Origin of the sequence: Parabacteroides gordonii MS-1 = DSM 23371 (genome assembly GCF_000969825.1) — a bacterium.
GTDB lineage: Bacteria > Bacteroidota > Bacteroidia > Bacteroidales > Tannerellaceae > Parabacteroides > Parabacteroides gordonii.
Map to the genome: position 1 here is coordinate 1,164,172 of NZ_KQ033919.1, position 13,833 is coordinate 1,178,004.

The 13,833-nt window shown below is 43.5% G+C and carries 13 protein-coding genes and 1 other annotated feature (1 of these 14 only partly in view); of the genes, 8 read left to right on the top strand and 5 right to left on the bottom strand.

The features are described 5' to 3' along the window. The first annotated feature begins 10 nt into the window (after nt 1-10). Entirely contained in the window at nt 11-226 is a 216-nt protein-coding gene (locus HMPREF1536_RS04710) for a winged helix-turn-helix domain-containing protein (RefSeq protein ID WP_028726872.1), read from the top strand. 74 nt (nt 227-300) lie between these two features. Here the strand turns inward: HMPREF1536_RS04710 and HMPREF1536_RS04715 are convergent, their stop codons facing one another. From HMPREF1536_RS04715 to HMPREF1536_RS04730, 4 genes are all read right to left on the bottom strand, one after another. Continuing rightward, on the bottom strand, nt 301-657 hold the full coding sequence (locus tag HMPREF1536_RS04715; protein WP_028726871.1) for an RNA recognition motif domain-containing protein: 357 nt from the start codon (nt 655-657) through the stop codon (nt 301-303). 218 nt (nt 658-875) lie between these two features. Next, nucleotides 876-2,075 (bottom strand): alkaline phosphatase family protein, encoded by a 1,200-nt coding sequence (locus HMPREF1536_RS04720; RefSeq protein ID WP_028726870.1) that lies wholly within the window; start codon nt 2,073-2,075, stop codon nt 876-878. A 79-nt stretch (nt 2,076-2,154) separates the two neighbouring features. Next, nucleotides 2,155-5,292, bottom strand: a complete 3,138-nt coding sequence (locus HMPREF1536_RS04725) for a TonB-dependent receptor (protein ID WP_028726869.1) — start codon at nt 5,290-5,292, stop codon at nt 2,155-2,157. Nucleotides 5,293-5,403: 111 nt separating this feature from the next. Further along, the gene (locus HMPREF1536_RS04730) at nt 5,404-7,407 is read right to left on the bottom strand and encodes a tetratricopeptide repeat protein (RefSeq protein WP_028726868.1); all 2,004 of its coding nucleotides are present in this window, start codon (nt 7,405-7,407) and stop codon (nt 5,404-5,406) included. Nucleotides 7,408-7,658: 251 nt separating this feature from the next. Between HMPREF1536_RS04730 and HMPREF1536_RS04735 the strand changes: the two genes are divergently transcribed. Next, a complete protein-coding gene (locus tag HMPREF1536_RS04735; RefSeq protein ID WP_028726867.1) occupies nt 7,659-7,850 on the top strand; it encodes a type II toxin-antitoxin system antitoxin in 192 nt (63 codons plus the stop codon). Between the two features lie 161 nt (nt 7,851-8,011). Here HMPREF1536_RS04735 and HMPREF1536_RS04740 read toward each other — a convergent pair whose 3' ends face one another. Next, nucleotides 8,012-9,031 carry an HU domain-containing protein gene (locus HMPREF1536_RS04740; RefSeq protein ID WP_028726866.1) on the bottom strand — a complete coding sequence of 340 codons (1,020 nt, stop codon included), beginning with the start codon at nt 9,029-9,031 and terminating at the stop codon, nt 8,012-8,014. 85 nt (nt 9,032-9,116) lie between these two features. On the opposite strand from HMPREF1536_RS04740, the gene cbiB reads away from it, so the two are divergent. The 6 genes from cbiB to cobC are packed head-to-tail and all read left to right on the top strand — an operon-like array spanning nt 9,117 to nt 13,616. Continuing rightward, nucleotides 9,117-10,067, top strand: a complete 951-nt coding sequence (gene cbiB / locus HMPREF1536_RS04745) for an adenosylcobinamide-phosphate synthase CbiB (RefSeq protein WP_044191678.1) — start codon at nt 9,117-9,119, stop codon at nt 10,065-10,067. A gap of 15 nt (nt 10,068-10,082) precedes the next feature. Beyond that, nucleotides 10,083-10,709 carry a S4 domain-containing protein gene (locus HMPREF1536_RS04750; RefSeq protein WP_028726864.1) on the top strand — a complete coding sequence of 209 codons (627 nt, stop codon included), beginning with the start codon at nt 10,083-10,085 and terminating at the stop codon, nt 10,707-10,709. Nucleotides 10,710-10,714: 5 nt separating this feature from the next. Continuing rightward, nucleotides 10,715-11,233, top strand: coding sequence for a bifunctional adenosylcobinamide kinase/adenosylcobinamide-phosphate guanylyltransferase (locus HMPREF1536_RS04755; protein WP_028726863.1), 519 nt, complete (start codon nt 10,715-10,717; stop codon nt 11,231-11,233). A 15-nt stretch (nt 11,234-11,248) separates the two neighbouring features. Beyond that, nucleotides 11,249-12,286 carry a nicotinate-nucleotide--dimethylbenzimidazole phosphoribosyltransferase gene (gene cobT / locus HMPREF1536_RS04760; protein WP_028726862.1) on the top strand — a complete coding sequence of 346 codons (1,038 nt, stop codon included), beginning with the start codon at nt 11,249-11,251 and terminating at the stop codon, nt 12,284-12,286. A gap of 34 nt (nt 12,287-12,320) precedes the next feature. Further along, the gene (locus HMPREF1536_RS04765) at nt 12,321-13,073 is read left to right on the top strand and encodes an adenosylcobinamide-GDP ribazoletransferase (protein ID WP_028726861.1); all 753 of its coding nucleotides are present in this window, start codon (nt 12,321-12,323) and stop codon (nt 13,071-13,073) included. 9 nt (nt 13,074-13,082) lie between these two features. Beyond that, entirely contained in the window at nt 13,083-13,616 is a 534-nt protein-coding gene (gene cobC, locus HMPREF1536_RS04770) for an alpha-ribazole phosphatase (RefSeq protein WP_028726860.1), read from the top strand. 104 nt (nt 13,617-13,720) lie between these two features. Beyond that, nucleotides 13,721-13,833 (bottom strand) — a sequence feature (most likely nonfunctional fraction of RNA operon); it runs 4,172 nt beyond the window's last position.

Consider the following 13,833-nt stretch of genomic DNA (forward strand, 5'->3'; position numbering starts at 1 on the left):
AGAGTTTGTCATGACGAAAGGAACAATTGGATTAAATGCAGGTACTATCTGGAATCTGTTACTGGATGGTGGATGTTGGAGTTTTGAGGAGCTGAAAAAAGCGACCTCATTGTGTGAAGCTGATTTATGGTCTGCAATCGGATGGCTAGCCCGCGAAAATAAGATTCAGATCAAGAGTGCAAGTAGTCAACTCGCTTTTTGTCCGGGAATGAATTATGACTTTTAGTGTATTATACATTCCTTATGATAGCAATAAAAAAAGCGACCGTTTCCGATCGCTTTTTTTATGTTGTGAAGGAATTAATATCTTCCGCCGCCTCTATTGCCACCACCGTAGCCGCCGCCTCTGTTACCGCCACCGTAGCCACCGCCACGATTGTTTCCGAAGCTACGACCACCTCTGTCGCCTCTGTCTTCTCTAGGTCTGGCTTCTGTTACATTGATGATCTTTTCATCATAGCTTGCCTGGTTTAATTCTTCGATTGCTTTTTTTGCTAACTCGTCATCACTTAACTCAACGAAACCGAATCCTCTTGAACGGCCGGTTTCTCTATCCATAATAACTTTTGCTGAAACGATTTCTCCGTATTCTGCAAATAATTCTTTTAAGTCAGCATCTGTGATGTTGTAACTTAAATTTGAAATGTAAAGATTCATCTTGTAAACTTTAATTTAATTGTTAATTGAGCCTGAATGTGTTGGATAAAAAGTTTACTTAACAAATCAAGTTGTGAGCAAGGACTTCTGATACAAACTTAAATCAATCTCAAATATGACACAAATGTAATTGAATAATCCGGGTATTTTACTATAAAAGCAACAAACTTCGCAAAAAAAGTTGTTTTTTCCGTTTTATCCATATTTATTATCAAATGCTATCGGAATAAGGTACTCACTACCAGACTGTCGCCATCATTAGGGGCAGGTTTTATATCTAATAAGCGTGCAAGGATCAGATATAAATTCACATTTGCCATAGCCGGCAACTCCACATGTTGCTTAAAAGACGGGCCGGCAGCATAGAATATGGCTTGCATTTCGGGAGCAAAATTATCATATCCGTGCGTGGCTGCCAGCCGGGGACTGGATTCCGGCCGGAAATCGAGATAGGTACCGATATCCGGCATTACAAACAGGTCGCCGATACGGGGATTAGAGCCATATACATATTTCTCCGGTATTTCATTTTTCTTCCAGACCCTTATGTGGGGTACTTGTTGCAGGATTGCATAGGCTTTATCGGTATATCCGGCTTTCGGATACAGCAAAGTCGGGACACCGTCAAATATATAATCGAAACTATCCCGGGGCAAATAATCATTCAGGTTGACATATTTATCCGGGGTAAAAGTGGCCATTCCATGATCGGAAAGAACAATAAAATCGATCTGCTCAAATATGTCCAGTTTGCGGGCTTCCGTAAAGAAGTGATTCAATACGCGGTCGAGCTCCTCCACTTTCTGTAATGTTTCTGAAGAATCGGGCGTACAACGATGTCCTATGCCGTCCGGTTCTTCCATATACCACATCACCAGCCGGGGACGTTCCTTTTCGGGCAGTTGCAGCCAGGATATGACCGAATCGGCACGGTCGGAAAAAGGTACTTTCTTATCAAAAGGTTTCCAGATAGACGGTTGGCGTCCCTGGATCGAATATTCGCTACCAACCCAATAGAAAGAAGCTGTACGGACACCTTGTTTTTCTGCTGTATTCCAGATGGGCTCTCCTCCATAAAAACCGGGAGTCGGATCTGCCATGCGGTAGATACTATCCAGATCGGGGGCATAAAAGAAATTATTTACGAGTCCATGATGATCGGGATGCAGGCCGGTTGCCATACTATAATGGTTTGGAAATGTCACACTGGGAAAAGACGGCCTGAAGGTGGCACGGACACCCACAGCAGCCAAAGAGTCTAATGTCGGTGTATAAGCCCGGTCGGGATAATCGGCACGGAAACCGTCCATCGAAAGAACGACCACATAACGGTCACGCTGATTATGGGTCGAACAACTTAAACTCACCAATAACAGGAAAGCAATACATCCCAGAAGTACAATAGAGAATCTCTTCATATTTTATATCTTAACAAAAAAGACCCACAAATATAGTGAGCCTTTTTCTTTAATTATCGTGTTCTCCGACAAATATCGATCAAAACATATAACGTAAACCGATCTGTGCATGCCAGCGGGAAAGCAAATCCTGATAAGACAGTCTTGTATTTGCTTCGGTAAACTGATAAGTTCCGCCTTTATAAACGACAGGAGCCATATCGTATCCGCCGGATGTCGTATTATATAAGCCCCAGCTTTTCTTGAACAGGTTTCCTACGTTCAAGATGTCGAAGTTCAACTGAAGCGTATGCCGGCGTCCGGATACATTCAGGAAGAAGTCCTGTGCAATATGGAAATCGAAGTGATGTTCGAAAGGCAATACCATTTGGTTGCGTTCCAACGCTTTTCCCTTATTCTCTCTCAATACCTTCGTTCCGTTGATCCAGTTGATAAAAGATTCTTTCTGCTCAGCGGCTGTTACCGTCTTCTGATCGGAGAATACCATATTATTCATTTCCGCATCGGTTGGAATATAAAGCAGGTCATTGCTGAAAGCACCGTCACCGTTTATATCGTTATTATAAACGATCGAATAACGGCCTCCGGTTTGTCCTGTATAGTACAGGCTTACAGTTGTTGCAAAATGACGTGCATACTCTTTCCGGTACGAAACAGAAGCTACGATACGATTACGGACATCAAATGAAGACCAGGTCAGTTCTTGTTTCGTATCACCATAATATACAGGATTATATTTCCAGATGGACGAAGCCTGCGATCCATCACCGTCGGAAACAGATTTGGATTGTCCGTAGGTATAAGCGACCATAGTACTCAAACCAAAATCAAAGTCTTTTTCCAGTTTAGCGGATAGATTATAGCTATAGCCCTTATTCGTATTGGTCAAATACATGATCTGGGTAAAGTTCCTGTCCTGTTTTTCATAAGTAGGACGGTTATCTCCTCCGTTATTCAATGTACCGGTCGGCTGGTAATTGATATTATTGTAAAGTATATTGTTCAGGGTCTTTGAATATAGTCCTTCAACAGTTGCTTTTATGCCATAGGCAAAGGTATGTTCCAAAGCCAGGTTAGCACGTAATACGGAAGGGAACTTAAAGTCTTTATCCAATACGTTGATTTCGGAAGTTCCCGTTTTACCTAAATATTGATTGGATGGATCGGGGTTGAACTTAAAGCCATTTGCCTGCGCTTCATCAAAACCTTTTCCGGAGAGGTATGTGTTTCCCATCTCTATACCTGTTTTTGAAAGATTGTTTGATAACCAAACAAAAGGAACTCTACCGGTGAAGATACCGAGACCACCACGCAATAAAGTCGTCCGGTCTTCATTCAGATTCCAGCGGAAACCAACACGCGGCGACCAGAGCGGTTTAGAGGAAGCTGTCTGGTTAGTAACAACCCCATACTGACGGGCTATTTCAGAGTTATTAAACAGATCATTTGCTCTTGGAGTATCAAAGAAAAGAGGAACATCCACACGCAAACCATAAGTCAGACGGAACAGATTAGTCACACTCCATTCATCCTGCACGTAAAAACCAAGTTGTGCAGCCCCGAATTTGGGAGTCCAGCGTTTCGTTCCGGTTATATCTTCACGGGAATAAGAATAGTTATAGATAGAAGGCATCGCTTCGTTTGCCGTTCCTACCGAAAGGAAATCGTTTAGCGAAGCATAAGTATACGAGCCATAGTTACTGGAGATGAAAAGGTTTGCCATGTGGAAAAACTCATTGTGAGTTCCGAAAGTGATGGCGTGTGCTCCCTTCGTCCAGGTCAGATTATCCGTTATAGTATAAATATCCTGATCCAATGAATTGGCAGAAGAATTGGCTTCTGTACCAAACTCCAGACTTCCTCCCGTCATATTGGCTATTTTCACATAGGGGAAAGGAGTTCCTATTGCATCCTGATTATCACGGACACGTGTCCAACCGGCTCTCAATTCGTTTGCCAGCATCGGATTGATCGTGGTATTCAGTTCCATAGTCAATGAATGGGTGGAGTTAGTGTTATAATAACCGCAATCGTTCAATTTAGCATAACTTTTGCTATTCGAAAAATTCATCTTACTCGCATCCAGCAAACTATAGCGCGCCGTGAATTTATTATTCCGGTTAATATTCCAATCGATACGGGCCAGGAACTTATTTGAATAGGTATCTACATCCTGAGGGCCATAGCCACCTCCGTCATATCCTCCGGAAAGCTCTTTGATTTTTCCTATTACCTGATCGACTTCCTCTTGCTTCAATGAAGAAGATTCTGATCCGATATTATTAGACGACGGATGAAACTCTTTTGTCCGTTCAAAGTTCGTAAAGAAGAACAGCTTATTCTTGATAATCGGGCCACCGAATGTAAAGCCATACGTTTCGGTAGACAAATCGGTCAGTTTCTTACGTTCTTTTACATCTTTACCGGCTGTTTTACCATAAAACTTCTCATTATTATAATAGCCGTAAGCAGAACCGTGAAAAGTATTTGTACCTGACTTCGTGATCGCATTTACACCACCACCGGTAAAACCTCCCTGACGAACGTCGAAAGGGGCTATAACAACTTGTATTTCTTCAATTGCATCCAGAGAGATCGGGTTCATACCGGTCTTTCCCCCGTTGGTACCACTGTCGGAAAGTCCGAAGACATCATTGCTGACCGCACCGTCGATCTGGAAAGAGTTGTATTTATTACTCGATCCGGCGAAAGACATACCTGCACCGGTATTCACACCTAATGGATTCATTTTTGTGATATCGAAAATACTACGGTTGATCGTCGGAGTCGAAAGGATCTGTTCCTGATTGAAGTTCTGGGCCGCCCCTGTTTTCTGGGAATTAAACAAGGCTGCTTTCGATGCAGTAACAACCACTTCATCGAGCGATAGTGACTCTGTCAATGTTACATCCAACAGATAAGTTTCACCTAGTTGAAGCGTAATATTCTTAAATACAGCCTTCTGAAATCCGACATAAGAAACTTCGACCGAATAAGGCCCCCCGATACGCATTCCCTGCAGGCTATAGCGCCCATCCGCATTAGTAACGGTTCCATAAGTAGTACCGGACGGTTCGTGGACTGCCTGAACGGTTGCACCAATTAATGCTTCACCTTCCGCTGTAACTTTACCACTGATTCCTGATGTTGTTATTTGAGCATTCAGACCGAATGTCAAGCAAAAAAGAAAAAGAAAGAATATAGATAAGCCCCTCATATAAGTAGTGTTTAAAATAAAACAATCAATACATTTTTTTTAAAACACTGCAAAGATATATAATCTATGTTACCAAACCATTACGATTCCTTTTGATTTTTATGGTCTTTCTCAAATATTTCTATTTTCTCTCAAACTATCGGCTATATCCTGGTGCTGACGGGACAGTTCTTCTTCACCTACATAACGGTATGCTTCAGCCAGATATTCGTGTGCTGATGCGTGTTTGGGCTTGATTGAGACTGCTTTTTGGAGATCCGCAACCGCTTCTTCATGATATTTCATGCGCAGATAACATTTACCACGATTATAACGGGCTTTAAACGAAAGAGGGCTTAACCGGACAGCTTCATTCAAAGCAATCTGGGCTTCATAGTCTTCTCCCATATCCAATAACGTAACACCTTTACGAACCCAGGCATCCACATATTCCGGATAAAGTTTCAATGCTTTATCGAATGAGCGCAAAGCGGCATTCGGGTCGTTGGCCTTTGTCACGCATTCATTCCCCATCAGATAATATTCATGGGCATATTCTTTCAGGATTTCACGTTGGGCATACAGTTCCTCTTTCAATTTCTTGATTTGTTCCCGTTGCGTATTGATCCGTTGAAGTTTGGAACGAAGCAGGCGTTGAACCAACGGTTTGTCAAGCTCATTCCGTTTTCCGACCGCCATCGAGAAAGATTCCACGGCTTCTTTCATATTCCCTCTATTGAAATCATGAACTGCACGGGCATATAAAAGTTCGGCTTCGCTCTCACGAAGGCTTTTGTCAATCAGTTCCTTGCTATTGAATATCTGACTGAACTGAACGATTTCTTTACGGACAAATATATCGTGTGATGTAACCCGGCTCTTCAACACCAGTCCTTCCAAAGAAGTGCAGCGGCTTAGAGCAACATACGTCTGTCCGCCGGCAAAAACACCACCGGTCAGGTCTACGACAACCCGGCTAAAAGTTAGTCCCTGGCTTTTATGTACAGTGATCGCCCAGGCCAGGCGGATAGGTAGTTGTTCGAAGGTTCCGACTATCTCCTCTTCGATCCGCTTTTCTTTTTCATTATATTTATACTTATAATTGCGCCATGAAGTAGGTTCCACCAAATGTTCAATACCATTCTCCAGCAGCACGTAAACATTTCCGTTTTCGTCGATGCCGGAAACCATTCCGATAGTACCATTCACCCAACGCCGCTCGTGATCATTATCTATAAAAATCACCTGAGCTTGTTCCTTAATTGCCAGGTTCAGTTGGGTAGGCAAAGAAGATTCCGGAAAATCGCCGTCTATACGGCCTGTCGAGATAAATTCTTCACCGGGCAGCTCCGATAATCTTTTTTCATTGATAAAATCTACCTGGTCGCGACGGGTAGCGAGCGTGATATACATGTCCTCATTACGCGGAACAAAATCCGGAAAACAACGGGCATTCAGCGTATCCAGCTCCTGCTTCCGGGCAGCGTTATTGCGTATCCGATCCAGTATATTTATAAAAACAGGATCGGTTTGCCGATATACCTTTTGCAACTCTATCGGCACCAGGTTGATCGAGTTAAAAACGCGGGCAGAAAAAAAGAACGGACTGGCATAAAACAGACTCAAAATCTCTTTCTGGTCTGATGGCACAACGGGCTCTAATTGAAAAACATCACCGACAAACAATAATTGTTTTCCACCAAAAGGCAGACGCATATTTCCGGAAAAAACACGTAAAATGCGGTCGACACTATCAATTATATCCGCCCGAACCATCGATATCTCATCAATGATGATCAATTCGACTTCCGAAATGATCTTCCGGTGCTCCTTCCTGTATTTAAAGAATTCAAAAATCCTTCCGTCTTTCAGACTCAGATCCGGATCATCGGGCAACATCGGACGGAACGGCAATTTAAAGAAAGAATGCAAGGTTACTCCCTCCGCATTTATTGCAGCAATTCCGGTCGGAGCCAATACTACATACTTCTTTTTTGTATGTGCACAGATATATTTGAGAAATGTAGACTTACCCGTCCCTGCTTTCCCTGTAAGGAAAACAGACTGGCGCGTGTGAGTAATCAGTTGCAGGGCATCCTGAAACTCCTTGTTGTCTGTATCTAATTGAAATTCCAATCGCGTAAATTTTGAGTAGACAAAGCTAAAGAATATTTTAAATACTCCCCTAAAAAAGGATACAATTTATTTGGATATCTCCGGATAAAGGCTTTAATTTGTGATATCAAAATAATATCATATATCAATCATTATAGTTGCAAGGATTTGCTAGTTGCCTATTGTCATTTATACCTGTAAATCCATTTGTCCGGTCATAAATTCCGGAAGCTTGTTTCAATGATTCTAAAGTTTTAATATTAATATAAGTGATGGCCAAAAAAGAGAATGCAACCAAAAATTTTGTTCTGCGAATCGATACAGAAATGATGGATGCTATCGAAACCTGGGCTGCGGATGAGTTCCGCAGCACCAATGGCCAGATCCTGTACATTCTGGATCAGGCTTTACGTAAAGCAGGCCGGTTAAAAAAGAAAAAACAACCTAAACAAGAAGAAGAGTAAGTTACAATAACTATAAAAACGCTTCCGAACGAAAATTCAAATTTCTTCGGAAGAAAAAGAAAAAGCATCCGAGGGAAAATCAAATTTCTCTCGGATGCTTTTTTATATCAGTCTTGATGCGATCTGTGAAAGATCAGAAATATATACAATAAGTCATATCCTTACCGGCTGATGAATAACCAGGCATCTTTGTATTTTTCATTGGTGCGAAGTGTAGCCATATAAGCCTCGGCTTGTTCCCGGTTATCAAATTTATCTGCATAAATGCGATATTTTCCATCGCGGGCTACCTTACTCACATGTTTACATTCTTTACGATCCACACCGGCCATGTATTTATCAGCTTGTTCCGCTGTCGGGAAACTGGCAATTACGATATGGAACATTTTAGGATTAGGAGTTTTGGCAACAGGCTTCGATACGACCTCTTGCTTCTTTACCTTGGGAGCTGCGGCAGGTACTGCGACATTCTTTTTCACTTCAGCTACTTTTGCCTCTTCTACAACAGACACTGCAGGCACAACCTCTTCCACTTTCACCTCCGGCACACTTTTAGTAACCATTTCTGTCGGAACAAAACTGGCTGTATATGCTGCCTGGTTCACATCCTTTACAGGAGTCGATATCAACAGGAATAAAGCCAGAGCAGCAGCCGAAGCCACAGCTACGCGGAGAAATTTACGATTGACCGGAATATATAATATATCTTTCTTTTTCTTCCCTCTAAGCAAAGCGACTTCTTCACGCTCGGCCAAAACAGGTTTCAACTGCGGGAAATTAAATGCAGCCAGTCCGTATGAAACAATACTGAAAGAGTCTGAATTACCCGGATGAAAAATCACCTGGCCTTCCATTCCCAGGCTAAAAGATCCTAATACCCCCAGAGATAATTTCTTTTCCTCCTGCAAAGCGGCTTTCATATCTTCAACATCTTCTTCCAGCATTAACTGCGCCTTACGGTAGTTCACATCATACATCTGCATGTATGATTCCGAAAGTAAGCCGTCGTTATGTTGCAATGTGATGTTAAAGACGATCTCTTTGCGTTGCGGATTAAACAGATGATCTGCCCCGTTGTAAACGGAAGAAACCGTTTGCAGCACAAACCCACCGAATTTCGGTACGATCACGCAATCGTGCACCAGCAATAGTCGCTCTATATGTGTTATTATCCTTAGCATAAGACAAAGGTAGATATTTATTCGTGAATTTACAAAACAAAAAACGGTACAATTTTCTACCTTTGTCTCTCATATAACAAATACTATGTACTGGGCATATCAACCTATATATTTAATTAAAGTAATTCCCTTTTTAGGGGGATGGCTGGCAGACCGCTTACTGGGTGATCCGGCAGGATGGCCCCATCCTATCGTGTGGTTCGGCAAGCTCATCTCTTTCGGGGAAAAAAAACTTAACCGGGGAAAAAATCGTTTCTACAAAGGAGGTTTACTTACATTGGTTCTTGTTGCCGGTGTCTATCTTTTAGTTCACCTGCTATTATACTGGGCCGGGTTGATCAATACATTATTTTACGGGCTACTAGTCGGCGTCGGAGTTTTCTACTGCCTGGCAGGAAAAACATTAATTACAGAAGTGAAAGCAGTCTTTGAAGCGGTAGACCGGAGTGTGGAAGAAGGCCGTGTCCAGGTCGGGCGCATCGTCGGTCGCGACACTTCCCGTTTATCTCCCCAGGAGATAAGGGCGGCTGCACTGGAAACACTCGCCGAAAACCTGAGCGACGGAGTGATCGCCCCCATGTTCTGGTTTGCTTTTCTGGGGCTGCCCGGCATGATGGCTTACAAAATGATCAATACGCTCGATTCGATGATCGGATATAAAAACGATCGATACAAAGATTTCGGACAGGCTACCGCCCGGTTGGACGATGTGGCCAATTATATTCCGGCCCGGTTGACAGCCTGCCTGATGCTGCTGGTTTCCGGCAACTGGAATAAAAGAAGTTTTCTTCAGCGTTTCGGCCGCGCCCACCTCAGTCCCAACTCAGGATATCCGGAAGCTGCCCTGGCTGCAATTCTGGACTGTCGTTTCGGAGGAACGCACGATTATTTTGGTCAAGCAGTCGAAAAACCCTATATTGGTCTCAATGACAGAAGCTTTACAACAGAAGACATGTTAATTGCTACTAAAATAAATAGCAACACAGAACTCGCAATGGGATTGCTTGTTTGTCTTCTATCACTATTATTACATTAAAGACAATTATATACAATGGAAATAAGATTAAACAAATTGCTCAGTGACGCAGGTTATTGCTCACGCCGGGAAGCGGACAAGTTTATTGAAATGGGACGGGTTACCGTTAATGGCAAACAACCGGAAGTCGGCCAGAAAGTCAGCAAATCCGATATTGTCTTACTGGACGATATCCAGATCAATGTCGGCAAATATGAAGGACTGGCTCAGGAACATTCACGCGCAGTTGTGGGTAAAACCCAGAATCTGGTTTTCGGTGAAACAACAAAAGCTCCGGAGAAAAAGGAAAAGAGAATCGCACCTGTGTCTACGGCAGAGACAGCTGCTAAGACAGAAAAAAGCAGTAGTAATCCGTCTGGTTCCGGCAAAACGCTAAGACCCGGCAAGTATGTTAAATACAACAAGTATGCTGCTGCAAGAAAAGCGGCGAAAAGCGGTACAAAACCGAAAGAGAAGTTGAGTCCGGAAGAAAAAGCATTGAAAGATGCTTTACAACCAAAGTTCGGTAAATCACTGGGGAAAGCGGCGGTTGCACAACGTCTTGCTGCTTCTCCTAAATCGGCCAGCCTACGGAAAACAAGTAAAAACAACCCGGCAAATAAGGCAAAACGGACAACCAACCGTAAGCCCAAAGGTGAATAAATCAGATGTCGGACAAGCATATCGTACTTGTAACAGGAGGACAACGTTCCGGTAAAAGCGGATACGCGCAAAAGTTAGCCTTGTCATTAGCCCCTAACCCGGTTTACCTGGCCACCTCGCGTGTGTGGGATGAAGAATTCCGTCAACGTGTCCTCCGCCATCAGGCCGATCGTGGCCCGGAATGGACAAACATAGAAGAAGAAAAGTACCTGAGTCGCCACGATATGACGGGCCGGGTAGTTGTCATAGACTGTGTCACCTTATGGGGCACAAACTTCTTCTTCGATAATGAAAGTAATGTCGAACGCTCCCTGCAGGAACTGAAGGAGGAGTTCGACCGACTAACGAAGCAGGAAGCTTTCCTGATTTTCGTTACGAATGAGATCGGACTAGGCGGAGTGTCGCCCGATCCCGTTCAACGCAAATTCACAGACCTACAGGGATGGCTTAATCAATATATCGCCTCCCGTGCAGACGAAGTGGTTCTGATGATTAGCGGAATACCAATGAAAGTAAAAGGATAAATAAATAACAAAACAATGATCACATTTCATATTGAAAAACCAGATCCAGCCATTGCAGAAGCATTGCAGGATAAAATAAACAATTTGACGAAACCCAAAGGTTCGTTAGGAACATTAGAAGAAATAGCACTTCAGATCGGTTTGATCCAACAAACTCTCTCCCCCACCTTAAATCATCCTGTCAATGTTATTTACGCATCCGATCATGGCATTGCAGATGAAGGAGTAAGCAAATCTCCAAAGGAAGTCACCCGCCAGGTTATCCACAATTTCCTGAACGGTGGTGCCGGTGTATGTTTCCTTGCCCGCCAGCATGGTTTTGAGCTAAAGATTGTGGATGGAGGTGTCGATTTCGATTTTCCAGCGATTCCTCAATTAATAGACCGTAAGATCCGGAAAGGTACACGTAATTTTCTGCATGAGGCAGCTATGACCCGGGAAGAAATGGAACAGGCTCTTCAATACGGAGCGGATATCGTAAGCGATTGCCATAAGGAAGGCTGCAATGTCGTCAGTTTCGGCGAAATGGGGATAGGCAATACGGCTGCATCCAGTATGTGGATGACCTGCCTGACAGGTATTCCTTTACAGGAATGTGTCGGTGCCGGAAGCGGGTTGGATAGTAGCGGCGTGCAACATAAATATAATGTATTGAAAGCCGCCCTCGAGAATTATAAGGGAGACAACAATCCGCTGGAAGTAATCAGTTACTTCGGTGGTTACGAAATGGTGATGGCTGTCGGAGGTATGCTACGCGCCGCCGAACTGAAAATGATCATTCTCGTGGATGGTTTCATTATGACAAACTGCGTACTGGCAGCATCCCGGTTATACCCGGAAATGCTACCTTATTGTATATTCGGACATTGCGGAGATGAAGCCGGCCACCAGAAGGTTCTGAATGCCTTAAATGCAAAACCGCTATTGAACCTGGGATTACGCCTGGGAGAGGGTTCAGGTTCCGTTTGTGCCTACCCGATCGTCGAATCGGCCGTACGCATGATAAACGAGATGCACAGTTTCCAGCAGGCAGCTGTCACTAAATATTTTTAACCGGAAGCTTTTCGGTCTTAACAATTCTATTGCTATGTTACGAATACTGGCCGCATTTATATTTTTCACACGACTGCCCTTCTGGAGACTGGCCGAAGTTCCGGCTGACTACTTTAAAAACGTAGTCAGCAGATGGGCGTTGGTCGGTTGGCTGACTGCCGGGCTTTCGGTTATCGTATTATACGCCGGGTCACTCATCCTGCCTGCAGGAGTCGCTTTATTACTGGCCATAATTACACGATTACTGATAACCGGATGTCTCCATGAAGACGGACTGGCCGATTTCTTCGACGGCTTCGGAGGAGGAACCAGCCGCGAACGGATCCTTGCCATCATGAAAGATTCACATATCGGAAGCTATGGTGTAATCGGATTAATCACTTACTTCGGCTTGTATTACTTACTGTTAAGTAATCTTCCAATAGAGTTGGCCGGATGTGCCATACTAGCCGGTGATCCATTCAGTAAAGGCGTAGCAAGTATGATCATCAACCGGCTTCCCTATGCCCGTAAAGAAGAAGAAGCCAAAAGTAAAACGGTATATAGCCGCATGACTAAAGGTGAATACCTGTTCAGTATAATATGCACTGTTCTGCCATTATACTGGTTGCCTGAACCAGTATATCTTCTGGCAGGAATTCTTCCGGTAATAACCTGGTACATGCTCACCTCTTTTATGAAAAAGAAGATACAAGGCTACACCGGCGATTGTTGCGGAGCGACATTTCTGCTATGCGAATTAAGCTTTTACCTCGGTATAGCTGTTATATATACAACAACACAATAAAAGAAATATATGGAGATTTATCTGATAAGACATACATCCGTTGACGTACCGGCAGGTTATGCCTACGGACAAACGGATGTAGCATTACGTCCTACATTCGAAGAGGAAGCCGAGAAAGTAAAAGCATCATTGAACGGACTTACATTCGATCAAGTATGGTGCAGCCCTCTCACACGTTGCGTACGGCTGGCTCACTATTGCGGCTATCCGGATGCCACACGGGAAGATCGTATCAAAGAGCTTAACTTCGGAGAATGGGAAATGAAGTCATGGGAAGAGTTATCTTCAGATCCGCGCTCGGAAGTATGGTTCAATGACTGGATCAACGTACAGACTCCTTCGGGAGAATCACTGATGGATCAATATAACCGGGTTAGTTCTTTTTTAGAAGAACTAAGAAAAAGCGGATTGGAAAAAGTATGCCTCTTTGCACACGGAGGTGTTTTGACCTGCGCACGCGTGTATGCAGGAGAATATGATATAAAAGAAGCCTTCAAGAATATTCCGTCTTACGGAGAAGTGATAAAACTGAGTTTTGATTAGAAGTCTACTCGGTTCAATTCTTTTATTTACGATCTTATTAAATGCAGAAAGGAGTTAACTCATACGAATTAACTCCTTTTCCTTGTTTTGAGTTCTTGACTCTAAAACGGCGGCTATCTACTCTCCCACTTTTACGCAGTACCATCGACGTGGTTGGGCTTAACTTCTCTGTTCGGAATGGGAAGAGGTGGATCCCCAACGCTATAACCACCTTAAT